Source organism: Rhodococcus sp. NPDC056743, assembly GCF_042790355.1.
Lineage (GTDB): Bacteria > Actinomycetota > Actinomycetes > Mycobacteriales > Mycobacteriaceae > Rhodococcus_F.
On the sequence record NZ_JBHTZI010000002.1, the window covers coordinates 208,579 to 232,843 of the forward strand.

A 24,265-nucleotide genomic window follows, 5' to 3' on the forward strand; every position below is an offset into this window, starting at 1 on the left:
TCGCCCGCCTGCCTCGACTAGCCGAGGCCGCTGACCCCTTCACCCAGAACCATCGCGCCGAGCAAAGCCAAGATCACCGTCATCATGACGGCGTTGTTGGCTGCCATCCACGACTTTGCCGAGTCGAGCATCGACGCGGCGCGCTCGCCGAAAGCAAGGTTGACCACAACCGGTGCAGCTACGGCGATGCTCGCAACAACCGTGAACACAACGGCGACGACGGCTTGCTCTGCCACGACGTAAGTTCCGGCGGCAATAGCCGCGCCTCCCGCGACAGCAAGGGCAGCATTCTTGGGATTGGCCGCTGAGAGCAACGCGATCCCCAGGGATTTCAGCGGGCTGAGCGAGCCGACACTCGTCATCCACTTCGGTTGTGTCGGTTCCTCACCGTCTCGCGGGCGTGATCGCCATTGCCTGAAAGCGAGCGCGAAGAGGACTAACCCCAGCACCACCCTGACGATACTTGCCCACCGTGTGGTCTCCGTTTCGGGCACAGCGGTGTCGACAAAAGCGATAGTCAGCGCCACCACCGTTCCGATGCCCACGATCCAACCGAGAATGAAAGCCGCAACCGAGCGTCGAGCACCTGCGGTGAGCAGCATGAGAACCACAACTGCCATCGGCACGGACACAACCGCCAAGCCGACTGCAACGGGCAATGATTGACCTAGCGCATCCAGCACGGGGATCCTCTCGGTTAGTTAGCGCTCATAGCCCTTGCGCATATCATCTACTATCCGAGGCTGGTCGAGTGTCGACGGTTCCATATCGCGGCGTGGACGGTCCCGTGGGAAGACGGAAGCCGATGCCAAGGTGGGCTCGTCGAGGAAACGCAATTCTGGAGCGTCATCGGGCAGACGCAATTCCGGTGGCACTGCCCCTGCCTGAGCGAGTACGTATCCCCAGTCCCCGAAGCTGGGAACGAACACGTGGTACGGGGAGACCCCGAGACCGACGGCGGACACTGTCGACACTGTTCGCCAGTAGGCATCGGGCGTCGAATACGGACTGCCGGACTGGACGACCATCAATCCGCCCGGATTGAGTACGGCCGCGGCCAGACCGTAGAACTCCATCGAGTAGAGCCTGCCCAATGCCGGGGTATCAGGATCGGGGAGATCGACGATCACGGAGTCGAAGCCGGGTTGAGGCGTCTCACGCAACCACCGAAATGCGTCGTCGAGGACAACGTGCACTCGAGAGTCTTCGAGTGCGCCGCCGTTCAACGATCGCAGTCGAGTGTTCGCCAATTCGATGACGGCAGGATCAAGCTCCACCTGCACAATTTCCGCAACGCTGTGCATCCGCAACACTTCCCGTGCTGCAAGTCCGTCTCCCCCGCCCAAGATCAATACCCGTTGTGGATTGTTCGTGAGCGCCGGATACACCAGAGACTCCGTGTAGCGATGTTCGTCGACGCTCGAGAATTGGAGATCTCCGTCGAGGAAGAGCCGGACGTCGTTCTTACGTTCCGTGACAACAATTTCTTGATACTGCGATCGCGATGCCGCAACAACGGGATCCGTATACAGACGCTGACGGGCCGTGATTTCGATGTCGGAGGCGGCGATCAACAACCATCCGATCAGGCTCGCGGCCAACAGCATTGCCGCAACAGCAATCAGTCGGGCGCGCAGGCTGAGCTGCCACCGCAGCAGAATCAGGGCAACCACAGCTGCGGCGACGAGGTTGATCATCCCGGTAATTGCTGCGCCCCGGATCATCCCGACCCACGGCAACAAGACAAACGGCCAGAGCAACCCGCCGATCAGCGCACCCAAGTAGTCCGCTGCATTCAGATTGGCGAGCACTTTTCCGGCACTTTGTGCGTCATTGTCAGTTCGTCCGGATTGCAGCAACGTCATCAGCAGTGGCACTTCCGCACCCACGAGAATGCCGATCAGTGCCGTGGCAGCAACAAGAACTGCCCCGCTGGAACCAAAGAATGTGAAGGTGACGTAGAGCGTGACCGCGCTGAATCCACCGATGATGCCGAGCAGAATCTCCACTGTCACAAAGGAAATAGCCGCATGCCCCAACAGCGGTTTGGCGGCGAGAGCACCGATACCGAGCGCCGCAACAAATCCGGCCACGATCAGTGACGTCTGCGTGATTCCACCGCCAGTGAGACTGACGGACAGAGTGAGCAGTGCCAACTCGTAGATCAGTCCGCAGGCAGCGCAGGCAGCGACGGCGGCGAGGAGCAGCACCCGCGCCCGGGCAGTAAGCACAGCCCGTGAATCGGTGACAGTCATCAGGTGAGAGCAGCGGCGTTCACCAAGCCGATGGACAGCAGGGTCACGCCCACCGCCCAGGCCGCGCCGCACATCTTCGGATCTTGTACCAGCGCAACCAACTTACCTGGCAGGAATGCGTTCATCAGTCGCAGTGCAACAGCCTGGAGAACAATCGCGAACAGACCGTACACGGCTGAATCCGCAAGTCCCTGGGCAAATCCGTCCGAGCTGGTGAGAATTGCGGTCACGACGATGATGGCAAGAGCAAGATGGTTGGCGCCCAGAAGAATCGCCGCATTCGGATTCTTGTCGACATACACCTGGTGGCGGAGATTGCCCGGCGTCATGAGATCGAGAACCAGAAATCCGGTGGCCAGAACTGCAACTCCGACTACGAAGTACGCCAGCGTCCCCAGAACACCACCGACGAGCAGAGCTGGGTCAACAGTACCGATTTCCACAGTTTCAGAAGCAAGGTTGGCGTTCAAGAAGTTCTCCTGAGTTCAGTCCGATTGTCACTCGATATGGTCATTTGGCGCTGCCCGATCCACCGCTGCCGCTGCCGCCACCGGCCGGTGATCCGGGATTGAATCCCGGTCCCAAATAGGCATATCCGCCGCTGCGGTATGTGCCGTTGATGTCTTCGACCTTGATGGTGCTTCCCCCGGCGGCCGCGCTGACGGTCACGATGTCGTCGTCGTAACGCAGGTACTCATTGCCGCCGTCGGCACTGCGGGCCGCAGGTTCTTCCGCATCGACGATCCGCGACACCGTCGTACCGACAGGATCTTTCGACGAATACACAGCGACGTCGCCGGTTTGCGAACTCTTGGAATAATTGTCCGCGATGAAGTCCTTGACCGCGTTGCCGCACGAGGACAGCACACATGTCATGGCGATCATGACGGGAACAACCCATTTCCTACCGATCACGGATGCCACCTACTTCTGGTCTTCACTATCACTCCAGTCCCCTCCCCTGGGTACAAATGCCAACTCTGCCAAGCCCATCCATGCCCCAGGCTGCTGCCGAACAACACCGTGACGGCGGTGTCGTCTCCGGGAAACGATCCGCAAATCCACCCATCCGCCGCTGCCTGCACTTTCAAGCGGGAGGCCTCGGCAACGAACTCTGTTCGGTCGAGAGTCTGTGTGGAAGATTCGAAACGATACGGTCCGAGAACTTCAGCACCCGGCAGTGGATCGCCACCAGCTGCGACGGCATCGCAGGACACCTGCTCGGTCAAGGTCTCACCACCCGAGCGTGCCGTGACCACGTGCGATGCCCCCAACACTCCCAAAGTCAAAGCACCGTCAGCTGTTTCGATAACAAGCTGGGCCAAGGTCGGTGGCGCCGGTGCGTCCACCACAAGGCCGAGCGCAGACGCATCCACGTCGGTGGGCTCCACGTCGAGGAGATGAACACTCACTGCGGCGGGCCGGAATGTATGACGGTCAACTCTGCACGGGTGACTGCGCGGCCGGTGGAAACCTCCCACGACTGGCCGCGAGCCCACTTCTCGAATGCAATGAGCCCGGTCTTGTCGGCAGTTGCATAGTCGGCGTAGTCCATCACGCCCGACGGTGCGGTGCCTGTGGTGCCCTCGGCAGTGAACCGTGCGGTTCCACTTTCGATCTTGCGGTGCACCTTGTCGTCGAGAATGACGTCGCCACTCGGTTCGAGGTTGGTGCCCTCGCGCCGCATCCACAGTGTCATCTCGAGTTCACCCTCGTCATCTTCGACGGTCAGCCAGCGGCGACCGGTCGAACCGTCGAGAAGGTGCTCGCGCCAGATGTACCCTTCCTCGTCGAGGATGATGGTCCCGCGAACCACGTGGTCGATCCCCGCGTAGGTGATGATGTCTCCGACACCGATCTTGTGGGGGTCGTAGACCTCCGGATAGTCCGCAAGCGGGTCGACACGTCCCACCGGAGCGCTCTTACGGCCGCGCAGAACCACGAAGGCCACTGCCGCGATCACAACAAGTATCAGTACAACTATCAGCACGTTCGTCAACGGTCACTCCGTAATCGTCGGGCTCGGCAAGGGCGCCGGGGCAATACCCTACCGATCACTACTCACCCGAGTGTCCACACGTCGCGACGCGCGATCCCGCGCCGCGCCGGCTTCGGACAATCTGCTGCGCGCCTCTTTTTACCGCCCTTGGTTGATAAAAGTCGCCAGGATACCCACGTGATGTTTATCCGAAACCTGTTGAGCTGATTCAGTTCGATGTGGATATCTCGGAATCCTCGAGCGTCCTCGCGCGTTGTACAACTATGGCCAATTACAAAACAATCAATCCCGCGACAGGTGAAACCGTCAGGGAATTCGATACTTTGGATGACGCCGGAGTGGAAGCCGCACTGGAAAAGGCTCATAGCGGCTATCTGAACTGGAGAAAGAGTGCACCGACACAACGGGCACAGATACTGACCAGAACCGCCGAACTGTACAACGAACGCGCCGATGAACTGGCGCGCATGATCGCCCTGGAAATGGGCAAACCCGTTCGCGAAGCCAAGGGCGAGGTGCAACTGTCCGCCGCGATCTACCAGTGGTACGCCGATCACGGACCAGCGTTGCTCGCAGAAGAACGACTCGACGTTCCCGGCGCCGAAGAGTCTGTGGTGTATCGACGTCCGATCGGCGCACTCGTCGGCGTTATGCCGTGGAACTATCCTTACTACCAGGTTGCCCGGTTTGCGGCGCCCAATCTGATGCTCGGGAATACCGTCATCCTCAAGCACGCGTCCAACTGTCCTCAGTCGGCACTCCTGATGGAAGAGATCCTGCAGCAGGCCGGCCTGCCTGCGGATGCGTACGTGAACGTTTTTGCGAGCAACGAGCAGATCGCCGACATGATCGCAGACCCCCGTGTTCAAGGTGTGTCGTTGACCGGCAGCGAACGCGCCGGGACCAGCGTCGCGGAAACGGCGGGGCGCAACCTCAAGAAGGTGGTACTCGAACTCGGTGGTTCGGACGTGTTCATCGTCCTCGACTCCGACGACATGGACGCCACTGTCAAGGCCGCATCCAAGGCTCGCTTGTCCAACGCCGGTCAGGCGTGCAACGCGGCCAAACGATTCATCGTCGTCGAAGACTTCTACGACGACTTCACACAGAAACTGACGGCGTCGTTCGAGTCCGTCACGGCCGGTGATCCGTTGGAAGCGGATACGGTCCTCGGACCGCTCTCGTCCCAGAGCGCAGCAGATACATTGCTCGAGCAGATCCAGGACGCCGTCGACAAAGGCGCAACGCTCCTGACCGGCGGCGCGAAGATCGACCGCCCCGGCGCCTACGTTCAACCGACATTGCTCACGGATGTCACGCCGGACATGCGCGCCTACAGCGAGGAACTCTTCGGGCCGGCCGGTGTCGTGTACAAGGTCAAGTCAGCGAATGACGCCGTCGACCTTGCCAATTCCTCGGTTTACGGGCTGAGTGGATCCGTCTGGAGTACCGACCTGGACGCTGCGCGTGCGATCGCTGCCGATCTCGACGTCGGAATGGCCTTCGTCAACGAGCACGGCACAACACTGCCCGGCCTTCCGTTCGGAGGAGTCAAGCGTTCCGGTGTGGGACGCGAACTGGGTCCTTGGGGTATGGACGAATTTGCCAACAAGAAGTTGATCCGCGTGTCCAAGAAATAAGTTCGCTTACGTTCGACCTGACAACCTTTCGACGGCGGCCGGATAGTCGGCCAGAATATGATCACGCGCGTCGTAGAGATACCGCTGCAGCAATTCGACCGCCGTCGCATTGTCGCCGACTTTCAACGCACTGTGTATCTCGTGATTGCGAGCGAGGTACGGCGAGTGGAATCGGTGTGCGTCGTCCATGACGTGAAAGACCAGGCGCAGTTCGTTCCACACACCGCCCATCAGTTCGTCGATCCGGCTGCTGTTGTTCAAACCCGCGATTGCACGATGGAAATGGATGTCGGCTGTGCCGACTCCGGTCCAGTCGTCGGCCGCCAGACGTTCTTCCGCTAGGTCAAGAGCTGCGGCGACGTCACCGAGACTGTCCTTTTCCACATCGAAGTCCCGCACTCCCGCCGACTCGACCACCCGACGGCAGATGTACAACTCGGCAATGTCCTCGGCCGACGGGACTCGCACGAATACCCCACGGTTGAGTTCATGTGAAACCAACCGGTCTTCGATCAAGATCTGGAACGCCTCGCGCACGGTATTTCGGGAGACGTCCAACGCGGCGCAGATGTCTGGCTCGGACAATCGTGCGCCCGGACGGAAGCTTCCGTCGATGATCAGCTCGCGCAGAATCCCGGCAACCCTCGCTGTCCGGCTGGTGCGCTCGAGAAGCCCTCGATGGGCGGCCAACGCGGCGTGTGCATCCTCTTTCGGAGGATTCAGGCTGGTCAAGTGCACTCCTAGTCGTTTGTCGCTGCCCTCATCATAGTGAGAGCGGGGCGTCCGGACCGCTTGCGACTGCCCCCAAAAGTTTCCGGCAGATTAATTATCCCTTCATGGTATTGCAGGATCGTTGAACGATTTTGTACGTTAAGGGTCCTGACATTCCATCTTCACGCGAGGTACCGATGACCGCTCCGATTCAAACCGAAGGTGCCCCTCCGCGCCCGTTCGACTGGTTCCGCACGCTTGGACCGAAGGGCAAGAAGGCATTCGTCGGCGCTTTCGGCGGCTACGGCCTCGACTCGTACGACTTCCAGGTTCTCCCTCTCGGGTTGGCCGCGATTGCCGCGTACTTCTCGATCACGACGGGGCAAGCCGGTCTGCTGACCACTGTCACGTTGGTGGTCTCCGCGCTCGGCGGCGTCCTCGCCGGCATCCTGGTGGACCGCATCGGACGCGTCCGCACCCTGCAGGTAACGGTCGCGACCTACACGATTTTCACGGTCCTGTGCGGGTTTGCACCCAACTTCGAAACACTGCTCATCTTCCGCGCGTTCCAGGGTCTGGGCTTCGGCGGCGAATGGGCGGCCGGCGCAATTCTGGTGGCCGAATACGCAAAGCCCGAGTACCGCGGCCGAGCAGTCGCCTTCGTTCAGAGCGCCTGGGCGGTGGGCTGGGGCTTGTCGGTCATCATCTACACAATCGTCTTCCAGCTCTTCGATCCCGACATCGCGTGGCGCGTTCTGTTCTGGACCGGTGTCATCCCCGCATTCCTCATCATCTGGGTACGTCGCAACCTCAAGGACCCGGAAGAAATCACGGAGAAGCGTGAGAAGAAAGCCGACAAGGGTTCTTTCCTCGCCATCTTCCGCGGCCCGATGCTCAAGACCACCTTGTTTGCCTCACTGCTCGCCACCGGCGTCCAGGGGGGTTACTACACACTCGCGTCGTGGCTACCGACTTACCTGAAGAACTCACGCGGCCTCGACGTCGTGGGCACCGGCGGCTATCTCGCGATCCTCATCAGCGGCGCCTTCCTCGGGTACGTCAGCGGCGGAATCCTCACCGACAAGCTCGGCCGTAAGCGAACCATGCAGTTGTTCGCCACCTTGTCTGCCGTCTTCATGGTCCTGTACACCCAGGTTCCCGACGGGGCCAACACCCTCATCATGATTCTCGGATTCCCGCTGGGCTTCTGCACGTCCGCGATCTTCAGCGGATTCGGTTCGTTCCTCTCGGAGCTCTACCCGACCGCGCACCGCGGTACGGGACAGGGATTCACATACAACTTCGGTCGCGCAGTCGGTGCCGTGTTCCCCGCCATCGTCGGGTTCCTCGCAGCCAGCAGCCTGGGCATCGGCGGCGCCATGATCTTCGGCGCCATCGGTTACGGCATCGCTGTCCTGGCACTCTTCGGACTACCCGAAACCCTGGGACGCCAACTCAACTGATCGGCGTTGTCGAACGGATCGGCGTTTTGCAGGAAGAGGATTGGACTTCACCATGATCGAGAATCGCACCAACCCGGATCCACGCTCGGCTCGGGCAGGATTTCGAGCCGGAGCCGTGTTCCCCACGTCCGGAATCGCACCGGGCTTCGCCCAGACCAATCTCATTGCCGTCCCCAAGGACTGGGCATACGACGTTCTGCTCTTCACCCAGCGGAACCCCAAGCCCTGCCCGGTACTCGACGTCACCGATGCCGGAGAATTCACGACGATTCTCGCGCCTGGCGCGGACATCAGGACTGATTTTCCGCTCTACCGCGTCTGGGTCGACGGCGAACTGAGCGAGGAGATTCCGGATGCGACGCAGTACTGGCGCGACGATCTGGTGGCATTCCACATCGGCTGCAGCTTCACCTTCGAACATCCCCTCATGGCTGCCGGGATTCCACTTCGCCACGTCGAACAGAACCGAAACGTCCCGATGTACATCACGAATCGTGAGTGCCGACCCGCCGGACGGGTCAGCGGGCCGACAGTGGTGTCGATGCGTCCGGTCCCCGCAGATCAGGTCGAGGAGGCTCGCTCCATCACCGCCCGTATGCCCGCGGTTCACGGCGCACCCATCCACATCGGTGATCCCGCCGAACTCGGCATCACCGACGTGAGCCGCCCCGACTTCGGCGACGCCGTCGAGCTTGCGCCCGGCGACGTACCGATGTTCTGGGCCTGCGGTGTCACTCCGCAAGCTGCGGTCATGGCGTCGAAACTCCCGTTCGCCATCACCCATGCTCCCGGGCATATGCTGGTGACAGATGCCCCGGACAGCGATTACACCCTGGATCTGTCATGAATATCGACCTCAATTGCGATCTCGGAGAAGGCTTCGGGGATTGGCGTATGGGCGATGACGCTGCGCTCCTCGACATCGTGACGAGCGCCAATATCGCGTGCGGATTCCATGCCGGCGACGCAGCGACCATGCGGCGAACCTGCGAGATGGCGGTCGAACATTCGGTATCCATCGGAGCGCACATCGGTTTTCGAGATCTGGTCGGGTTCGGGCGACGGCACATCGACATCACGCCAGGCGATCTGAGGGACGAAACCCTCTACCAGATCGGCGCACTGGCAGGATTTGCCCACACCGCGGGGTCTTCCGTCACCTACGTCAAGCCCCACGGCGCGCTCTATCACTCCGCATCGAAGAGTCCCGAACTCGCCGACGCTATCGTGACCGCCATGACCGAATTCGCGAATCGTCTTGCACTGCTGGGACCACCACAGTCTCAGCTGCAGAAAGCTGCCGAGGCACACGGCGTCGACTTTGTTGCCGAAGGATTCGCTGATCGCACGTACACGCGGTTCGGGACACTGACCCCGCGAAGTGAATCCGGCGCGGTCATCGCCGATCCGAACGCCGCTACGGCACAGGCGATCGACTTGGCCAGCACCGGAACAGTACTCACCTCCGACCGGATCACCATCCCGATGTCGGTGAAAAGCATTTGTGTTCACGGCGATTCGCCCGGTGCAGTGGCCATGGCCACTTCCATCAAGGCTGGGCTGATCAACTCCCGCATTCGGGTGGAGTCGTTCACATGAGTCATCCGACGATCCTCCCGGCCGGTGAACACGCACTTCTGGTGGACCTCGACACCGAAGCCGATGTTCTTGCATTCACCCATGCGCTCACACACAACACTCCGGCCGGAGTGGAGGATTTCCTGCCTGCCGCACGCACGGTTCTCGTGACCTGCCTGCCGACAGCAAATGTGGCACATGTCCTCCACCACCTGAACGAGTTGGCGCGCACCATGTCCGAGACAATCCCGGACGAGCGCGGTGACGAATCGCCGTTCACCATCAATGTCCGCTACGACGGTCCCGACCTCGACGACGTGGCAAAGATCCTGAAAATGAGCCGCACCGAGGTCATTTCAGCTCACACCTCGGCCGTCTGGCGATGCGCGTTCATCGGGTTCGCACCTGGCTTTGCCTATCTGACCTCAGGAGACGCCCGCCTCGACGTCCCGCGCCGAACACAATCACGGACCGCAGTACCCGCAGGCGCCGTTGCCCTGGCCGGCGGGTACAGCGCGGTGTACCCGCGGGCCTCCCCGGGTGGATGGCAGATCATCGGCAGCACCGACGCCGTGATGTGGGACCTGGATGCCACACCCCCGGCCGCGGTACAGCCAGGCCGGCGTGTGCGATTCGTGAACGAGGACAAGCGATGAGTGGCCTGGAGATACTCGAAACCGGTCCGCTGAGCTTGATCCAGGACCTCGGCCGGACGGGTCATCTACGCTCCGGCGTCGGTGTGTCCGGTGCCGCCGACAGGCGATCCTTGCGGCTCGGCAATCGACTGGTCGGCAACTCCGAAGACGCTGCCGGAGTGGAAATTCTGATGGGCGGTCTGAGTCTTCGCTCGCATCAGCAGGTCACCCTCGCGTTCACCGGAGCCCCCGCGCAGGCGTACCGCGACGGCATTCCTGTTGGCCACTCGAGCGTCGTGGTCGCGGGGCCCGGCCAGGTGGTCCGCTTGGACTACGCACCCAGCGGACTGCGAACCTACCTGAGCATCCGGGGCGGAATCGCTGTACCCGAAATTCTCGGATCACGCAGTACCGACACACTTTCCGGGATCGGGCCGACGCCACTCAAGCCCAACGACGTACTTCCGATCGGGCCCACTCCCGCTGTTTTTCCACTCGTGGACGTGGCGCCTGTCCAGGCGGTTTCGAACGGAACACTCGACATCAGGGTGATCTTCGGGCCGCGCGCCGACCGATTCTCCAATCCGGAAACTTTGCTGCAGGGGCGATGGGCGGTCTCGACGGACTCCGATCGCATCGGAGCCAGACTCGATCGCGTCGGCGATGACGCACTCCTGCAGCGGACCGACGGTCTCGAGCTGCCCACGGAAGGCGTAGCACTCGGTTCCATCCAGGTTCCGCCAAGCGGCCAGCCCGTCATCTTCCTGGCAGATCACCCCATCACCGGCGGATATCCCGTGGTCGGCGTGGTGACCGACGCAGATATCGACCGACTCGGCCAAGCCCGTCCGGGTCAGCAGATCAGGTTCATCGGCATCTGAAAGTAATTACCTCAGTCGGACAAGGCATTACGAGTCAATTCCGGGTAAACCTGCTCGACGCAGTCGCGCCGGGTGTACATGTCCCAGTAGCGTTCAGCGATGTCATCCGGGTCGACAATCGGAAACTCGATACCGTCGAAGGCCGTGGCATTGTCCGCCGCGTCCGGTACGACGGGGGCATTCTCGCTGCGGGCGATTCCCGCTGCGATCGCAAGAGTCCCGGCGTAGACGCCGGTATCGGCCAGTTCAGCGTTCAGCGAGTACAGGTAATTGCGGGCGGCGGCCATGACCGGTCCGGGTCCACTGAAGTTCGGACTCGGCACTACAGCGGAAAAGCCCTGCGTCAGCAGGAAAGCGCCGTCGCCACGTTCGATCATTTCCGGCAACACCGCTTGGACTATCTCCACCGGAGTGAGCAGGAACAGTGGAATCAGCGCTTGCAGAGCGGTCGCGTCCAGTTCAGTGGCCGGGGTGAACCCGAGACCAGCGGGAACCGGGCCGTACCCGACTACATCGATCCTGCCGAACCTGGCCCGAATTGCGTCCACGACCGCGGCGACCTGAGATGGCTCGGTCAGATCCGCCGGAAAAGCCGCAGCCTCGATACCGTCGTCGGCGAGTTGACTGACGAGTGCGTCCAGCCTTTCCTGTCGCCGGGCTATCAGGGCGACGCGAAAGCCTTCGCGGCCGAAACGGCGAGCCATCGAGATGCCAAGACCGGTACCGGCGCCGAAGACGGCGATCACTTTCGTCATGTAAGTCTCCTTGCTATCAGCTTAAGTTGACCAATGGGTCAACTTGTTTTCACAGTAGCATCTAACTTGAACCCATGGTCAACTTAATCGGTTCGAAATGATGCGAGCATGTAGGTGACGAGCCGGGACCAGGAGGAACAACAGGATGCGGGCCGACGCTGAACGAAACGCAAGCAAGCTGCGAGCAGCCGCAGCCGAGCTCTTTCACGAGCGCGGTCTTCAGGTACCACTGAAGGAGATCGCCGGCCGGGCCGGCGTCAGCCACGGCACCCTCTACAACCTCTTCGGCAGCCGCGAAGCCCTCATCGACGACGTTGTGGTCGACCTCGCCGCCGACCGATTCGACGAGATCGCCGCGCATGCCCTGGCCTGCCAAGATGCGTGGGCGGGGTTCGTCTACTACGTCGAGAAGATCAGCGAGATGCAGGCCACCGATCCCATGCTCGCCGATGTACTGAGCGGGCGCTACCCCGGCGCCGAGCGCCTGATGGCCCTGTGCGACCGGGCACACGGGTCCGCTACCGCGATCATGGAGCGGGCTCAGCTTGCCGGAATGCTTCGTCCGGATTTCACCGGCGAGGACTTCGCCCTCACTTTCGGCGCTCTTGCCCAGCTCGCGCGAGCCGGCTCGGATGTCGCCCCGGACGTCTGGCGCCGCAGCGTCGCATTTCTACTCGACGGATTACGTGTCGAGGCCGCCCGACATCCGCTCCCGGTTGTCCCACTGTCACCACCTCAGGTGTACGAAGTGCTGGGCAGGCTCAACGGAAAACAATAGGGTCGGCCTTGACTCGCAGTGCGCACGCGATCCGCTCGACAGCACTGTGAACACGTCGGTGCCGTGAAAAATTCAGATGTTATGGTCGGTTCTGAGCAATCGGAGTAAGGAAGATCAAACATGGTTGGTGAACTCGACATCTCCGGGTAAGACCCGGTTTTGACGGCCACCGGTAGGCGCTAAGCGAGCGCCGCCGTCGTGGCCATGTCGTCGTTCACCACATCATTTCTTTTCGCGGAGCAGCTTTGACGCGCCCGCGCTACACCCGAGGTCTCATCATGTCCGATGCATATATCGCCTGTTCACAACTATCGTTCGCCTGGCCGGACGACACACAGGTTTTCGAAGACCTGTCCTTCAGCGTGCCCGGTGGCCGGACCGGGCTGGTAGCTCCGAACGGCGCCGGAAAGAGCACCCTTCTCCGGTTGATCGCCGGCGAGCTGCCTCTAGGCGGTGGCCGCGTGTCCGTCGACGGCACGCTCGGGTACCTCCCGCAGAGCCTGCCGCTGACCGGAAACCTTACTGTTGCCGAGGTTTTGGGGATTGCACCGGTACTGGCGGCATTGGACGCGGTCGAGTCGGGGGATGCCGCCGAAGAGCACTTCACCACGATCGGCTCCGACTGGGACATCGAGGAACGCACCCGCGCCCAGCTGGACCGTCTCGGTTTGGGGGAGTTGCCGCCTCACCGCAGACTGGCCACGCTCAGCGGAGGCCAGGTCGTCTCACTCGGTCTCGCTGCGCAACTGCTGCGCCGCCCTGACGTGCTGTTACTCGACGAGCCGACAAACAACCTCGATCTCGACGCACGGCACAAGCTCTACGACGTCCTCGACGATTGGAACGGGTGCCTGCTACTGGTCAGCCACGATCGTGTCCTGCTGGACCGCATGGACCGCATCGCGGAACTCGACGGCGGTGAGATCCGTTTCTACGGTGGAAATTTCACCGACTACGAAAGTTCCGTGGATGCCGCGCGCGAGGTTGCCGAGAAGAACATCCGCAATGCCGAGCAGGACGTCAAGCGGGAGAAACGAGAGTTGCAGCAGGCGCGTGAACGCGCCGCCCGCCGTGCAAGTAACGCCGCACGCAATCTGGGCAACGCCGGGCTGCCCAAGATCTTTGCCGGGACGATGAAACGCAATGCCCAGGAGTCAGCAGGTAAGGCGAACGAGACACATACAGCCCGGGTCGAGTCTGCAAAAACCCGACTCGACGCCGCCGGGCGCGCGTTGCGCGATGAACAACGAATCGCAGTGGAATTACCTGACACCAACGTTCCTTCCGGCCGAACGGTGTTCTCCGGCGACCGGATGCAATTCCGTTTCGGCGAGCGGGAGGTCTTCGCCGACGGCGGCGCAGACTTGGCGATCCGCGGACCTGAGCGAATCGCGGTGACCGGTCCGAACGGTGCCGGCAAATCGACGTTGCTGAAGATCATCCGGGGCGAACTGACTCCGAGCGGCGGCGAGATCACCCGAGCAGAGGGCCGCGTCGCGTATGTATCGCAGCGACTCGATCTACTCGATCTGAACCTCACCGTCGCGGAGAACTTGGCTGTCTTTGCGCCGGATATGCCGGCTCCTCAGCGGATGAACCTTTTGGCACGCTTCCTCTTTCGAGGATCGCGCGTGCACCTTCCGGTCGGGTCACTCTCCGGCGGCGAGCGACTGCGGGCGACTCTTGCGTGCGTGCTGTTCACCGAACCAGCACCTCAATTGTTGTTGCTGGACGAACCGACCAACAATCTCGACCTGGTCAGTGTCGCGCAACTGGAAAGCGCACTCACTGCCTATCAGGGCGCCTTCGTGGTGGTCAGCCATGACGAACGGTTCCTGTCCGAGGTGAAGGTCGAACGCTGGTTGCGGTTGTCGGACGGACGCTTACGCGAAGTCGCCGCACCGGCCGCCCTCGCTCCCGGTGGTGCGCATGCCTGAAACAGCGTTGATCGCACAAGGTCTCGTCCGCACACTCGGCGCGCGGCGAGTGCTCGACGGCATCTTCCTCACCGCAGCACCTGGTGATCGGATCGGTCTCATCGGCGAGAACGGTGTCGGAAAGTCGACCCTGCTGAGAGTGCTCGCCGGCGCGGACGAACCCGACGCAGGCAGTGTGGAGCGGCCGGCCGATCTCGGGTTCCTGCAGCAGGAAATGATGTACGGCAACGATACGACTATCGCCGATGTGCTCGACGCCGCCCTCCACCATGCGCGCGCGATCGTCGCCGAACTCGACAGACTTGCACAGGAACTCAGCCGTGCGCCCGAAGATCCTCCCGTGCTCGATGCCTATGCGGAATGCCTCGCACGGGCGCAGCGGCACGAGGTCTGGGACGCGGACCGACGTGCCGAGATGATTCTTGCCGGTCTCGGGCTCGCAAACGCGCCGCACCACCGCAGCCTGGCGTCGTTGTCGGGTGGACAACGTAGCCGGCTGGCGTTGGCGGCATTGATGGTTCGGCGGCCGTCGGCGTTGTTGCTCGACGAGCCGACCAACCACCTCGACGACGACGCGGCAACGTTTCTGGCCGAACATCTGTGCAGCTTGCCCGGGGTCGTCCTCGTGGCCAGCCACGACCGGGCGTTCCTCGACGCCGTCTGCACGGATCTGATCGACCTCGATCCGGCGATGGACGGTCCCACCCGATACGGCGGCAACTACACCGCCTACCTGCTGCAGAAACGAGCTGAACGGGAACGCTGGCAACGGCGTTTCGACGAAGAACAGAAGGATGCGGATGCATTGCGCCACGCCGCCGGAGTGAGCGCATACGAGGTTGCCCCGAATCATGTGAAACGCGACAACGAAAAGATGGGATACGGTCACGCGGGAGGGCGAGTACAGAACCAGATCGCTCGCCGCGTTCGGAGCGCTACCCGCAGGCTGGACAAGCTCGAACGAGACCGGATTGCCGAACCCCCGCAAGCTCTTCGGTTCAATCCCCGCCCGTTCGTCACGTCACCGCAGAGCGAATTCCTACTGTCATTGCGGGAGGTTCGAGTTCCGGGCCGGATGACGATGGGCAGTCTCGATATCACCCCCACCGACCGTCTACTCGTCACCGGATCCAACGGCGCCGGGAAATCCACCTTGCTAGCGGTCCTCGCCGGTGTGCTGGACCATACCGGCACTCTGACGCGGAAACCTGACCTGACGATCGGTCTGTTGGCTCAGGACACCACGTTCGATCGAACCGACCGCACTGCGCGAGAAATCTACGATCTGGCGCTCGGTGCGGAACTTGCCGAATCGGTGCCTCTGAATTCCCTTGGCCTGTTGTCCGTTCGAGATCAGGACACGATGGTGGGTGAGCTGTCCGTCGGTCAGCGTCGACGGCTGGGGCTGGCGCTGTTGGTGGCACGCCCGCCGGAATTACTGCTGCTGGACGAGCCGACAAATCACCTGTCTCCGAGTTTGTGCGATGAGTTGGAGGAGGCTTTGGGAACTGGCCCCGGAGCCGTCGTTCTGGCCAGCCACGACCGGTGGCTACGATCCCGCTGGCCCGGCAAGGAGGTCCGAATGCACGGCCTGGAATCGCAGTAGGGTACTCGGGCCAGTTGTTGTCGGACCCAACCGTCACACTGGACTCGTGAGAGTTGTCCTGGTTCCCGGTAGTACGACGTCCACGGGAGCAGTCACCGCGACGGTTGTTCGCACCGACCCCGACGGGACTCCTGTCGGCGACCGCGTCGAGTATCCCGACGTGGTCGCCGCAGTCCAGGCCATCGAGCATGCCGAGCATCCGCGGTGGGTGTGGCCGAGCACGGCGTCGGTGTATCCGATGTTGTTGCGGGCCGGAGTTCATGTCGGTCGCTGCCACGATGTTTCGCTGACCCGCGCGATCCTGAGTATGCGCGCGGGTCAGCCGGCGCCCCCGGCCGAAGAGTCCGACGACGACCGTCTCGGCTTGTTCGACACCGCGCCCATCCTCGATCCTGATGCCGTTGTTGCCGAGTTCGCGGAGCAACGCGCCACCATCGGAGCCGACTCCCGCCTGGATCTGTTGATTGCCGCAGAATCCGCCGGTGCGCTCAGCGCCGCTGAAATGACGCACGCCGGTTTGCCGTTCTCGACGCAAAAACACCGCGAACTCCTCGAGGAGAGACTCGGCCCCCGGCCATCGGGTTACGACCTCCCCGTTCGGATGCAGGAACTTGCCACCCAGATCAGCGATGCCTTCGGGCGCACCGTGAATCCAGCGTCGTCCGTCGAGATCACCGAAGCATTCGGTCGCCAGGGCATCGAACTGCCGTCGACGCGCAAGTGGTTTCTGCAGGAAGTCGATCACCCGGCGGTTCCGTTGCTCCTGCGTCACCGTGAACTCGCCAAGCTCTACAGCACCAATGGCTGGCAATGGATGGACAGCTGGGTGCGCGGTGATCGCTTCCGCCCCATCTACGTTCCCGGTGGAGTTGTCTCGGGCCGGTGGGCAAGTCGGGGCGGCGGCGCATTGCAGATTCCGAAAACCATGCGCTCGAGCGTTGTTGCCGATCCCGGACACGTATTCGTGGTGGCCGACGCCGGTCAGCTGGAACCGCGCATCCTGGCCGCCATGTCACGCGACCGCCGCATGATGGCGGCAGCCGGTGACGACGATCTGTACGCGCTGGTCGGCGCCGAAGCCTTTGGCGGCGACCGCGCCAAAGCCAAAGTTGCCATCCTCGGAGTGCTCTACGGCGCCACCGCCGGTGAAGCCAAAGCACTACTCACGTTGCTGCGGAAGCGTTTCCCCGTAGCTGTCGAGTACGTCGAGCAGGCAGCCAAAGCCGGCGAACGCGGCGAAGTAGTGCACTCTCTGCTCGGTCGAGCTTGTCCCCCACCGTCTGCCGATTTCTATTCGCACGGCGACGCTCACGCGCGCGGACGCTTCACCCGCAACTTCGTCGTGCAGGCGACGGCGTCGGAGTGGGCGCTCTGTCTCCTCGCCGACCTGCGTCGACGCCTCGCCGAGGATCCGGACGGCGAATTGGTGTTCTTCCAGCACGACGAGGTTGTGGTGCACACCCGCAACCCCGAATCCGGGACGGCTCACGTCTTGGCTGCAGCAGCGTCGGCCACTCGATTGTTGTTCGGCGACACCGCTGTTCGGTTTCCCATGGAGGTAGGAGTGCGCGAGAGCTACGGCAAAGGCACGCTCTAGCGCGCCCGGATGTCGTCGAGTTCGTGAACGTCTGCGCAGCACGCGTCGAGCAGGTCACGATCGTGACTGATGAGCAGTACCCCGATGCCGTGATCGGTTGCCCGGCGCTCGATCAATCTGACGAGGGTGGAGGTGGTCGCGGCGTCGAGCATCGCGGTGGCCTCGTCGCAAATGAGGTAACGAGGTTGCTGCGCCAAAGATCTCGCCAGAGCGGCGCGTTGGAGTTGGCCGTCGCTGACCTGGTGGGGTCGACGCGTCAGCAAGTCTGCAGTGAGACCAACTTCTGCTGCCAGTTCTTCGATGTCGACGGCGCGGCCCGCGATGTCGGCAGGCTGGCCGATGATCCGAGCCAGTGTGTACCGCGGATCTGTTGCAGCGCGGGGCGATTGAAAGAGCATCGATACCGCTCCTCTGAGCGCAGCGGGAACACCGAACTTGGTTCCGCCGACCGGGGAACCGTCGATCTGCACTTCACCGGACCACGGCGCGTCCAGCGATGCGAGAATCCGTGCCAGCGTCGATTTTCCGGTTCCGGACGGCCCGGTCAACCCGACCACACCCCCGGCCGGGATCTCCAGGGAAACCTTCTCGAGAACGGGACGGCCACGCTCGTAGCCACCGGTGACATCGACCGCACGCAAACTCATCGTCCACTCACCGCCCGGCGAGTTCGGTACGTGCGCTCTCCGAACGTGACCAGTTCGGTCGGGCCGCCGGATTGCGCGGACTCCGGTCGGCGCAGGTAGTAGACGCACTCGTCCGGGAGATCCGTCAGCTGCGGAGGCGATCCGGGGATCGGCTCGAGCCCGCGGGACGGCAAGGCTCCGAGCAGGTCTCGGGTGTAATCGTGGAGAGGTTCCTGCAGAACTTGCGCTGCCGGCCCTGTCTCCATGATGCGCGAGGCGTACATGACGGCCAATCTGTCGGCGATGGTAACGCGGGTCAGCGATGCCAGATCGTGGGTGATCAGCAGGACCGCAGCACCCGCGTCGGCGCAGACTCGCAACAGGCCGAGAACATGATCGGTGAGTGCTCGGTCCAGGTTGGCGGTCGGCTCGTCTGCCACGATCACCGACGGATCTCCCGCCAGGGCGCCGGCAATGGCAACGCGCTGCGCCATGCCTCCCGACAGTTCATGCGGGTAGCAGTCGAGGGCAGCAGGTTCGAGACCTACACGCTGTGCCAAACCGTCGCAGGTATGTGCGGTGCCGAGTGCGTCGATTGTCTCCTGCAGCTGCGATCGTGCGGTCCGGACCGGAGTGAGATGTGTTGCGGCAGATTGTGGTACCAGCGCCGCGTACCTGCCACGGAAAGGTGTTCCGGAGAACACGTCGATGCCGTCGACAGTGATGGTGCCGGTGCGCTGAGTACCAGGCGGCAGCATATTCATCACCGAGGTCGCGATGATGGACTTGCCACAGCCGGATTCGCCGACCAGGGCAGTGACTGTCCCGGGTGGCACCGCAAGGTCGATGTTGCTGGCAGCGTGAACAACCGCGCCGTCGGGCAACGGGATCCGAACGGTGAGGGCGCCGATCCGCAAGCCGGTAGTCACAGTCGGAGCTCCGATGGTCGAGGCGGTGCGAGCGTGGAACGCAATGCCGAACCTGCTACCGCTACTGCGATAGTCGTGATCACCAGGACAGCGGCGGGAAACACCAGCGTCCACCAACCTCCGAGCAGAAGCGAGCCGCGAGCCTCTTCCAGAAGTGTTCCCAGACTGGGCTTGTGGGGCGGCAAGCCGAAGCCGAGGAACGAGAGAGTCGACTCGTGCCACACGGCGTGCGGCAACAGCAGGACAACGGCGATCAAGGCCTGCGGAGCTGCTGCCGGAACGAGGTGACGCGTGATCACATGTCGACGGCTGGCTCCGGCGAGAACGGCGGCGTCGATGTACGGGCGGTCACGCAAATTCAGGATCTCGCCGCGGATGATGCGAGCCACCTGGGTCCAGTGCGTGAGTGCGATCGACAGCACGATGGCGAGGATACTGCCACGGAACATCGCGACGATGACGATGCCGAGCAGCAGATGTGGGAGGGCGTTCACCGCGTCGGTCCCGCGCATGACAAATCGGTCGACCCAGCCGCCGAGGAGCCCGGCCGTGGTGCCTACTGCCACACCGATCACCGTGGACAACAGTGCGCAGGCGAGCGCGATCAGCAACGATGTCCGGATACCGGCGGCCACGCGGACGAACAGGTCTCGCCCGGCCGAATCAGTGCCGAAGGGATGAGCGAGCGAAGGCGCCAGGCGGGCTTGGGCAAAGTCGGTGACACGGTCGTCGACACCGGCGATCCACGGAACCAAGCCTGCGTAGAGCGCGATGAGGACCAGTACACCGACGGCGATTGCGAAGCGGTGCTTAGCCATCGGTGCTCACCCTCGGGTCGAGGACGGCAACAACGACGTCAGCGAGAAGTGATCCAAGCATGACGGTCAGAGTTGTTCCGACCGTCAGGAATGCAAGTAGCGCCATGTCGAGGTCTCGGGCAGACGAGACAATGGCACCCGCAATTCCTGGCCAACTGAACACTTCCTCCACAAGTACCGCGCCGACGACAAGTTCGGGCAATCGGACACCGATGATGTTGGCAAACGGCGCAAGTGAGGTCGGTAGGATATGACGCTTCGTGATGGTGGAAGCCGGTATTCCGCGCGCCACCGCGCCGGCGACAAATCCTTCACCGGTCGATCCGACGACGGATTCGCGGACTGCGAGGAGAAGCCACGGCATTTGCGAGATCGCGAGAACAGCGACCGGAAGAATCAGATGCCGAATAACTTGCCCCGGTGTGGGATCGGCGCCCCCGTCCGTCAAGCCCGCCACGGGTAGCCACCCGAGAGTCAGCGCGAAGAGCGCGATGGCGCCGAGCGAGAGAACAAACGGCGGAAGTCCTTGAATGACAACGCACAGCCCGGACACGGCTCTGTCCAGAAACCCGCCCTTGCGGATTCCGGCGAGAACGCCCAGCGCCAGAGACGAGAGGATCGCGATCACCAGGCTGGTTCCCACCAGGAGCAGTGTCCACGGTAGACGTTCGGAAATAACTTGGGTGACGGGTTGATTGAAGGAACGGGAGATACCCAGATCGCCGGTCACTACTCCGTGCAACCACGTCCAGTACGTGCTGTACCAGGGGTTGTCGAAACCCATCTGCGCGGCAATCAGCGCCTTGTCTGCATCGCTGGTCGTCACGTACCGCGTGCCCAGATAGCCGACGAGCGGATCGAACGGCGAGATTGCCGCGGCGGCAAACAAACCGGCGGACACGACGATGATCACCGGGACTATGAACAGCATCCGGCGCCCGACCATGACGAAGATGGCGCGTCGACGAGCGTTGTGCGTTCGTGCCGGATCCGACGTTGCGGCGGAGGCCCGTACGTCGACAGCTGTCATTGTTCTTGCGTCCAGGTCTGCAAGGACCACCACGGACCCCAGGTCACTCCGTGCGCGTGCGGTTCCAGCACCGGACCGGACATCGCCCAATCGGAGTCCTTGGATACATAGGTGTGGTCGAGGAAGACCAGAAACACGTAGCCGGGATCGTCGACGTAGGCCCGCTGGACGTCTCGGTACGCGGCGTCGCGGGTCGCTGGGTCGAGACTGCGGCGACCGATGTCGAGGGCTGCGTCGACGGCGCGATTCGAGTAGTCGCTGGGATTGTCGTAAATACTGCCGACACCGGGAGCGATAGACGCGGAATTGAGTGCGTCGTAGGTCTGGGTATCAGGATCGAACGGTTCGTCGCCGCCGCCGAGCAGTGTGGAGTCGCGATTGATTCGCGGATCGATCCGATCCCACGACAGTGCTTCGAGATCGACTTCGACGCCGATTCCCAGCGCGTCGGATGCAAAGGCCTGGGCCAAGTCTCGACGGACCGTGTCCACGGAGTTGTACATGATCGTGAACTGCGCGCGTCGACCGTCCTTCGAACGAATCCCGTCACTGCCTTCGATCCAGCCGGCATCGGTGAGGATCTGCTCGGCCTTGGCCGGGTCGTACGTAAACGTGGCATCCGGGTTGTACGACGCACCGTAGACCGCGGGAATCGGTGTGGCGGCGACGCGGCCGTGCCCACCGAGAACGTTGTCGATCATGGACTGCCGGTTGGCTGCCAGATTCAGCGCCATACGCATCGCCGGGTCACCGGCTACCGGATTGTCTGTCGGAAGTGACACTCCCCGCCAATCCGCAGACTGATGAGCCGTCACCGACATGCCGTCCCGAGATTCGAACGTATTGGCAAGCAGCGGCGGGAGATTGGTGCCGTCTATTTCGCCCGAGGCCATTCGTTGCGCCCGGGTGTTGTCGTCCGGAACATAGAGCAGCGTGAGCTTCTTGATTTCCGGTGCGCCGTCCCAGTAGTTCTCGTTGGCGGCGAACACCGCGCGATCGGGAGACAGATCCACAAGGGTGTACGGACCAGTGCCGATCGGTTCGGTGTTGAGTGTCGACTCGGCCGCCAGAGCGGGTGTCGCCACGGACTCCGACGGCACAATGCCGATCAGCATCTTGGTGAGCAGTGGCGCGTAGGAGTACGCGAGGCGGAACTCGACGGTGTTGTCATCCATTGCGACGACATCGGCGATCATGTCGAACGACGACTTCGCCTCGGACGCCGACGCCGGATCGAGGATCGCCTTATAAGTGGCCACCACGTCAGCGGCGTCAAAGGTGGAGCCGTCGGAGAAGGTGACGCCGTCCCGGAGTGTGACGGTCCAGAGCGTCGCGTTCGCGTTGGCGGTGGGGATCGACGTGGCAAGAGCCGGTTCGAAGCCCGGCATTCCGTCACCGCCGGTGAGGCGCACCAAGCCGTCGTACATCTTGGCTTCGCCTGCTGCCCCGAAGCCCGCGACGGGGTTGTATCCGCCCAGTTCGTAGCCGTCGGCGAGGACAAGACCGTCGCTCGCGGTCGACGTGCCCGACGGGGTGCTGCACGACGTGACGAGCAGGGTGCCGACGACGGCAGCGCTCACAAGCGTCGGAACTCCGGATCGGATGAGACTCACGAATTGCCCCTTTCCTTCTGAATAAAAATAACATCTGTACAGATATTCAGATAAGAAAAGGGGCAATACGGACGTTTCGGCAGATAGCCGCTGTCAGGACAGCGCGTGAACCAACTGCGGCAGCGGCAGGCCGGTGTAGTTCTCGGCGATCAGAGTCAAACCAGCTTCGGAGCTGGTCACGACGTCGAGTTCGGCTTCCTGCCGCTTGATGTCGAACGGTGATGCGCCGGGCGCGGTGTGCAGCATCGTCGACATCCACCACGAGAAATGCTGAGCTCGCCACACCCGCGGCAGCACAGCCGCGGAGTAACCCTCGAGGCCTTGCCTATCGCCGGCGGTAAAGAAACCGACCATCGCGTCGGCCAGAACCCACACGTCTGCCAGCGCGAGATTCATACCCTTTGCGCCGGTCGGCGGAACAGTGTGCGCGGCGTCGCCGGCCAAGAACAAGTTGCCGGACTGCATGGGTTCGCACACAAAACTACGGAACGGCAGGATGCTCTTCGAGAAGATGGCCCCCTCCTTGACCTCGACGCCAGGTCCGTCCACGCGCCGATGCAACTCGTCCCAGATTCGATCATCCGACCAGTCGTCGACGGTGTCCTCGACCGAAACCTGCAAATAGTGCCGCTGGACGGTTTCCGATCGCGTGCTGCAGAGCGAGAATCCCCGCGGGCTATGGGCGTAGATGAGTTCGTCCGAGGTTCGCGGCGCTTCGGCCAGAATCCCGAACCAGACGAACGGGTACTGACGGAAGTAGTCGGTACGGACCTCGGGCTCCGGAATCAGGTGACGCGTCCCGGTTCGCGAACCATCGCATCCTGCAACAAGTTCGGAGTCCAGCCGCTGCGGGTGACCGTCGGCGTCGACAAATGTGATGAACGGGTGATCACCAGTGTGCTGGTGCACCTCGACGTCGCTGACACCGAAGCGAATGTCCCCACCGTCCGCCAGCCTGCGTGCAATCAGATCGATGAGCACCTCGTGCTGCGGGTACACGGTGACCGCCCGGCCCGTGAGCCCCTCGAAGTCGACTCGACGCCCTTCACCCGCGAACCTGATCTGGGTACCGGTGTGACGATGGCCTTCCGCGAGCAACCGATCACCCACGCCAGTTGCGATCATCAGATCCACAGTGTTCTGCTCGAGAATTCCCGCCCGGATCGTCCCTTCGACGTCTTCGCGCGTACGGCACTCCAGGACAACGGAATCGATCCCCTGAAGATGAAGAAGGTGGGAGAGCATCAAACCGGCCGGACCGGCCCCGACGATACCGACCTGGGTACGAATGGGCAGGCGACTCATAGAACTCTCCTCGGTAGGGAAACTTGTGACTAATGGGATGGTCGCGGGACACGAGGGCTGTCAACAAGGTAGTTTTCGATGAGTGAAAGAAGTCGCAACGCCACCCGGG

General features: G+C 62.4%; 24 protein-coding genes. 10 read left to right on the forward strand and 14 right to left on the reverse strand.

The features are described from left to right. Positions 1-17: 17 nt before the first annotated feature. From ACFRFQ_RS05405 to ACFRFQ_RS05430, 6 genes are read right to left on the reverse strand one after another with little or no spacing between them, the layout of a single operon-like run. Entirely contained in the window at positions 18-683 is a 666-nt protein-coding gene (locus tag ACFRFQ_RS05405) for a GAP family protein (RefSeq protein WP_378654047.1), read from the reverse strand. Positions 684-701: 18 nt separating this feature from the next. Next, positions 702-2,255, reverse strand: a complete 1,554-nt coding sequence (locus ACFRFQ_RS05410; protein WP_378654050.1) for a polyamine aminopropyltransferase — start codon at positions 2,253-2,255, stop codon at positions 702-704. Further along, the gene (locus tag ACFRFQ_RS05415) at positions 2,255-2,725 is read right to left on the reverse strand and encodes a DUF350 domain-containing protein (protein ID WP_378654052.1); all 471 of its coding nucleotides are present in this window, start codon (positions 2,723-2,725) and stop codon (positions 2,255-2,257) included. Before ACFRFQ_RS05415 ends, ACFRFQ_RS05410 begins: the two co-directional genes overlap by 1 nt. A gap of 40 nt (positions 2,726-2,765) precedes the next feature. Then, positions 2,766-3,131 (reverse strand): DUF4247 domain-containing protein, encoded by a 366-nt coding sequence (locus ACFRFQ_RS05420; protein WP_378655051.1) that lies wholly within the window; start codon positions 3,129-3,131, stop codon positions 2,766-2,768. A gap of 35 nt (positions 3,132-3,166) precedes the next feature. Next, positions 3,167-3,667, reverse strand: coding sequence for a DUF2617 family protein (locus tag ACFRFQ_RS05425; RefSeq protein WP_378654055.1), 501 nt, complete (start codon positions 3,665-3,667; stop codon positions 3,167-3,169). Then, entirely contained in the window at positions 3,664-4,254 is a 591-nt protein-coding gene (locus ACFRFQ_RS05430; protein WP_378654058.1) for a DUF4178 domain-containing protein, read from the reverse strand. The genes ACFRFQ_RS05425 and ACFRFQ_RS05430 overlap by 4 nt, the downstream gene beginning before the upstream one ends. A gap of 263 nt (positions 4,255-4,517) precedes the next feature. Between ACFRFQ_RS05430 and ACFRFQ_RS05435 the strand changes: the two genes are divergently transcribed. After that, positions 4,518-5,894: an NAD-dependent succinate-semialdehyde dehydrogenase gene (locus tag ACFRFQ_RS05435; RefSeq protein ID WP_378654061.1), complete on the forward strand. Its 1,377-nt coding sequence runs from the start codon at positions 4,518-4,520 to the stop codon at positions 5,892-5,894. 6 nt (positions 5,895-5,900) lie between these two features. Here the strand turns inward: ACFRFQ_RS05435 and ACFRFQ_RS05440 are convergent, their stop codons facing one another. Next, on the reverse strand, positions 5,901-6,632 hold the full coding sequence (locus ACFRFQ_RS05440) for a GntR family transcriptional regulator (RefSeq protein WP_378654065.1): 732 nt from the start codon (positions 6,630-6,632) through the stop codon (positions 5,901-5,903). 170 nt (positions 6,633-6,802) lie between these two features. Here ACFRFQ_RS05440 and ACFRFQ_RS05445 point away from each other — a divergent pair, with 170 nt between their 5' ends. From ACFRFQ_RS05445 to ACFRFQ_RS05465, 5 genes are read left to right on the forward strand one after another with little or no spacing between them, the layout of a single operon-like run. Next, the gene (locus ACFRFQ_RS05445) at positions 6,803-8,068 is read left to right on the forward strand and encodes an MFS transporter (protein WP_378654067.1); all 1,266 of its coding nucleotides are present in this window, start codon (positions 6,803-6,805) and stop codon (positions 8,066-8,068) included. Between the two features lie 52 nt (positions 8,069-8,120). Continuing rightward, positions 8,121-8,915, forward strand: a complete 795-nt coding sequence (locus ACFRFQ_RS05450; RefSeq protein WP_378654070.1) for a putative hydro-lyase — start codon at positions 8,121-8,123, stop codon at positions 8,913-8,915. Beyond that, the gene (locus tag ACFRFQ_RS05455; protein ID WP_378654072.1) at positions 8,912-9,667 is read left to right on the forward strand and encodes a LamB/YcsF family protein; all 756 of its coding nucleotides are present in this window, start codon (positions 8,912-8,914) and stop codon (positions 9,665-9,667) included. Before ACFRFQ_RS05450 ends, ACFRFQ_RS05455 begins: the two co-directional genes overlap by 4 nt. Then, positions 9,664-10,302, forward strand: a complete 639-nt coding sequence (locus ACFRFQ_RS05460; RefSeq protein WP_378654074.1) for an allophanate hydrolase subunit 1 — start codon at positions 9,664-9,666, stop codon at positions 10,300-10,302. Before ACFRFQ_RS05455 ends, ACFRFQ_RS05460 begins: the two co-directional genes overlap by 4 nt. Then, the gene (locus ACFRFQ_RS05465; protein WP_378654077.1) at positions 10,299-11,162 is read left to right on the forward strand and encodes a biotin-dependent carboxyltransferase family protein; all 864 of its coding nucleotides are present in this window, start codon (positions 10,299-10,301) and stop codon (positions 11,160-11,162) included. Before ACFRFQ_RS05460 ends, ACFRFQ_RS05465 begins: the two co-directional genes overlap by 4 nt. 11 nt (positions 11,163-11,173) lie before the next feature. Here the strand turns inward: ACFRFQ_RS05465 and ACFRFQ_RS05470 are convergent, their stop codons facing one another. After that, positions 11,174-11,917 carry an SDR family NAD(P)-dependent oxidoreductase gene (locus ACFRFQ_RS05470; protein WP_378654079.1) on the reverse strand — a complete coding sequence of 248 codons (744 nt, stop codon included), beginning with the start codon at positions 11,915-11,917 and terminating at the stop codon, positions 11,174-11,176. A 145-nt stretch (positions 11,918-12,062) separates the two neighbouring features. Between ACFRFQ_RS05470 and ACFRFQ_RS05475 the strand changes: the two genes are divergently transcribed. The 4 genes from ACFRFQ_RS05475 to ACFRFQ_RS05490 all read left to right on the forward strand — a co-directional run bounded on the left by ACFRFQ_RS05475 (position 12,063) and on the right by ACFRFQ_RS05490 (position 17,835). Then, a complete protein-coding gene (locus tag ACFRFQ_RS05475) occupies positions 12,063-12,695 on the forward strand; it encodes a TetR/AcrR family transcriptional regulator (protein WP_378654082.1) in 633 nt (210 codons plus the stop codon). Positions 12,696-12,973: 278 nt separating this feature from the next. After that, positions 12,974-14,632: a ribosomal protection-like ABC-F family protein gene (gene abc-f, locus ACFRFQ_RS05480; RefSeq protein WP_378654085.1), complete on the forward strand. Its 1,659-nt coding sequence runs from the start codon at positions 12,974-12,976 to the stop codon at positions 14,630-14,632. Further along, positions 14,625-16,238 (forward strand): ABC-F family ATP-binding cassette domain-containing protein, encoded by a 1,614-nt coding sequence (locus ACFRFQ_RS05485; protein WP_378654088.1) that lies wholly within the window; start codon positions 14,625-14,627, stop codon positions 16,236-16,238. The genes abc-f and ACFRFQ_RS05485 overlap by 8 nt, the downstream gene beginning before the upstream one ends. Positions 16,239-16,284: 46 nt before the next feature. Next, positions 16,285-17,835: a bifunctional 3'-5' exonuclease/DNA polymerase gene (locus ACFRFQ_RS05490; protein ID WP_378654090.1), complete on the forward strand. Its 1,551-nt coding sequence runs from the start codon at positions 16,285-16,287 to the stop codon at positions 17,833-17,835. Here the strand turns inward: ACFRFQ_RS05490 and ACFRFQ_RS05495 are convergent. The 6 genes from ACFRFQ_RS05495 to ACFRFQ_RS05520 form a co-directional block, all read right to left on the reverse strand. Then, positions 17,832-18,482 carry an ABC transporter ATP-binding protein gene (locus ACFRFQ_RS05495; protein ID WP_378654094.1) on the reverse strand — a complete coding sequence of 217 codons (651 nt, stop codon included), beginning with the start codon at positions 18,480-18,482 and terminating at the stop codon, positions 17,832-17,834. The genes ACFRFQ_RS05490 and ACFRFQ_RS05495 overlap by 4 nt on opposite strands. Continuing rightward, on the reverse strand, positions 18,479-19,390 hold the full coding sequence (locus tag ACFRFQ_RS05500) for an oligopeptide/dipeptide ABC transporter ATP-binding protein (protein ID WP_378654097.1): 912 nt from the start codon (positions 19,388-19,390) through the stop codon (positions 18,479-18,481). The genes ACFRFQ_RS05495 and ACFRFQ_RS05500 overlap by 4 nt, the downstream gene beginning before the upstream one ends. Beyond that, positions 19,387-20,208, reverse strand: a complete 822-nt coding sequence (locus ACFRFQ_RS05505) for an ABC transporter permease (RefSeq protein WP_378654100.1) — start codon at positions 20,206-20,208, stop codon at positions 19,387-19,389. Before ACFRFQ_RS05505 ends, ACFRFQ_RS05500 begins: the two co-directional genes overlap by 4 nt. Then, the gene (locus tag ACFRFQ_RS05510; RefSeq protein WP_378654103.1) at positions 20,201-21,238 is read right to left on the reverse strand and encodes an ABC transporter permease; all 1,038 of its coding nucleotides are present in this window, start codon (positions 21,236-21,238) and stop codon (positions 20,201-20,203) included. The genes ACFRFQ_RS05505 and ACFRFQ_RS05510 overlap by 8 nt, the downstream gene beginning before the upstream one ends. Beyond that, the gene (locus ACFRFQ_RS05515) at positions 21,235-22,842 is read right to left on the reverse strand and encodes an ABC transporter substrate-binding protein (RefSeq protein ID WP_378655054.1); all 1,608 of its coding nucleotides are present in this window, start codon (positions 22,840-22,842) and stop codon (positions 21,235-21,237) included. The genes ACFRFQ_RS05510 and ACFRFQ_RS05515 overlap by 4 nt, the downstream gene beginning before the upstream one ends. A gap of 102 nt (positions 22,843-22,944) precedes the next feature. Then, positions 22,945-24,156 (reverse strand): 4-hydroxybenzoate 3-monooxygenase, encoded by a 1,212-nt coding sequence (locus ACFRFQ_RS05520; protein ID WP_378654105.1) that lies wholly within the window; start codon positions 24,154-24,156, stop codon positions 22,945-22,947. Positions 24,157-24,265: the final 109 nt, after the last annotated feature.

Excerpts from the sequence above, each read along its gene's own strand:
- ACFRFQ_RS05445 (WP_378654067.1), top strand. The coding sequence starts at position 6,803 with ATGACCGCTCCGATTCAAACCGAAGGTGCCCCTCCGCGCCCGTTCGAC.
- abc-f (WP_378654085.1), top strand. The coding sequence starts at position 12,974 with ATGTCCGATGCATATATCGCCTGTTCACAACTATCGTTCGCCTGGCCG.
- ACFRFQ_RS05450 (WP_378654070.1), top strand. The coding sequence starts at position 8,121 with ATGATCGAGAATCGCACCAACCCGGATCCACGCTCGGCTCGGGCAGGA.
- ACFRFQ_RS05485 (WP_378654088.1), top strand. The coding sequence starts at position 14,625 with ATGCCTGAAACAGCGTTGATCGCACAAGGTCTCGTCCGCACACTCGGC.
- ACFRFQ_RS05435 (WP_378654061.1), top strand. The coding sequence starts at position 4,518 with ATGGCCAATTACAAAACAATCAATCCCGCGACAGGTGAAACCGTCAGG.
- ACFRFQ_RS05505 (WP_378654100.1), bottom strand. The coding sequence starts at position 20,208 with ATGGCTAAGCACCGCTTCGCAATCGCCGTCGGTGTACTGGTCCTCATC.
- ACFRFQ_RS05410 (WP_378654050.1), bottom strand. The coding sequence starts at position 2,255 with ATGACTGTCACCGATTCACGGGCTGTGCTTACTGCCCGGGCGCGGGTG.
- ACFRFQ_RS05455 (WP_378654072.1), top strand. The coding sequence starts at position 8,912 with ATGAATATCGACCTCAATTGCGATCTCGGAGAAGGCTTCGGGGATTGG.
- ACFRFQ_RS05475 (WP_378654082.1), top strand. The coding sequence starts at position 12,063 with ATGCGGGCCGACGCTGAACGAAACGCAAGCAAGCTGCGAGCAGCCGCA.
- ACFRFQ_RS05510 (WP_378654103.1), bottom strand. The coding sequence starts at position 21,238 with ATGACAGCTGTCGACGTACGGGCCTCCGCCGCAACGTCGGATCCGGCA.
- ACFRFQ_RS05495 (WP_378654094.1), bottom strand. The coding sequence starts at position 18,482 with ATGAGTTTGCGTGCGGTCGATGTCACCGGTGGCTACGAGCGTGGCCGT.
- ACFRFQ_RS05470 (WP_378654079.1), bottom strand. The coding sequence starts at position 11,917 with ATGACGAAAGTGATCGCCGTCTTCGGCGCCGGTACCGGTCTTGGCATC.
- ACFRFQ_RS05460 (WP_378654074.1), top strand. The coding sequence starts at position 9,664 with ATGAGTCATCCGACGATCCTCCCGGCCGGTGAACACGCACTTCTGGTG.
- ACFRFQ_RS05520 (WP_378654105.1), bottom strand. The coding sequence starts at position 24,156 with ATGAGTCGCCTGCCCATTCGTACCCAGGTCGGTATCGTCGGGGCCGGT.
- ACFRFQ_RS05465 (WP_378654077.1), top strand. The coding sequence starts at position 10,299 with ATGAGTGGCCTGGAGATACTCGAAACCGGTCCGCTGAGCTTGATCCAG.
- ACFRFQ_RS05420 (WP_378655051.1), bottom strand. The coding sequence starts at position 3,131 with ATGACATGTGTGCTGTCCTCGTGCGGCAACGCGGTCAAGGACTTCATC.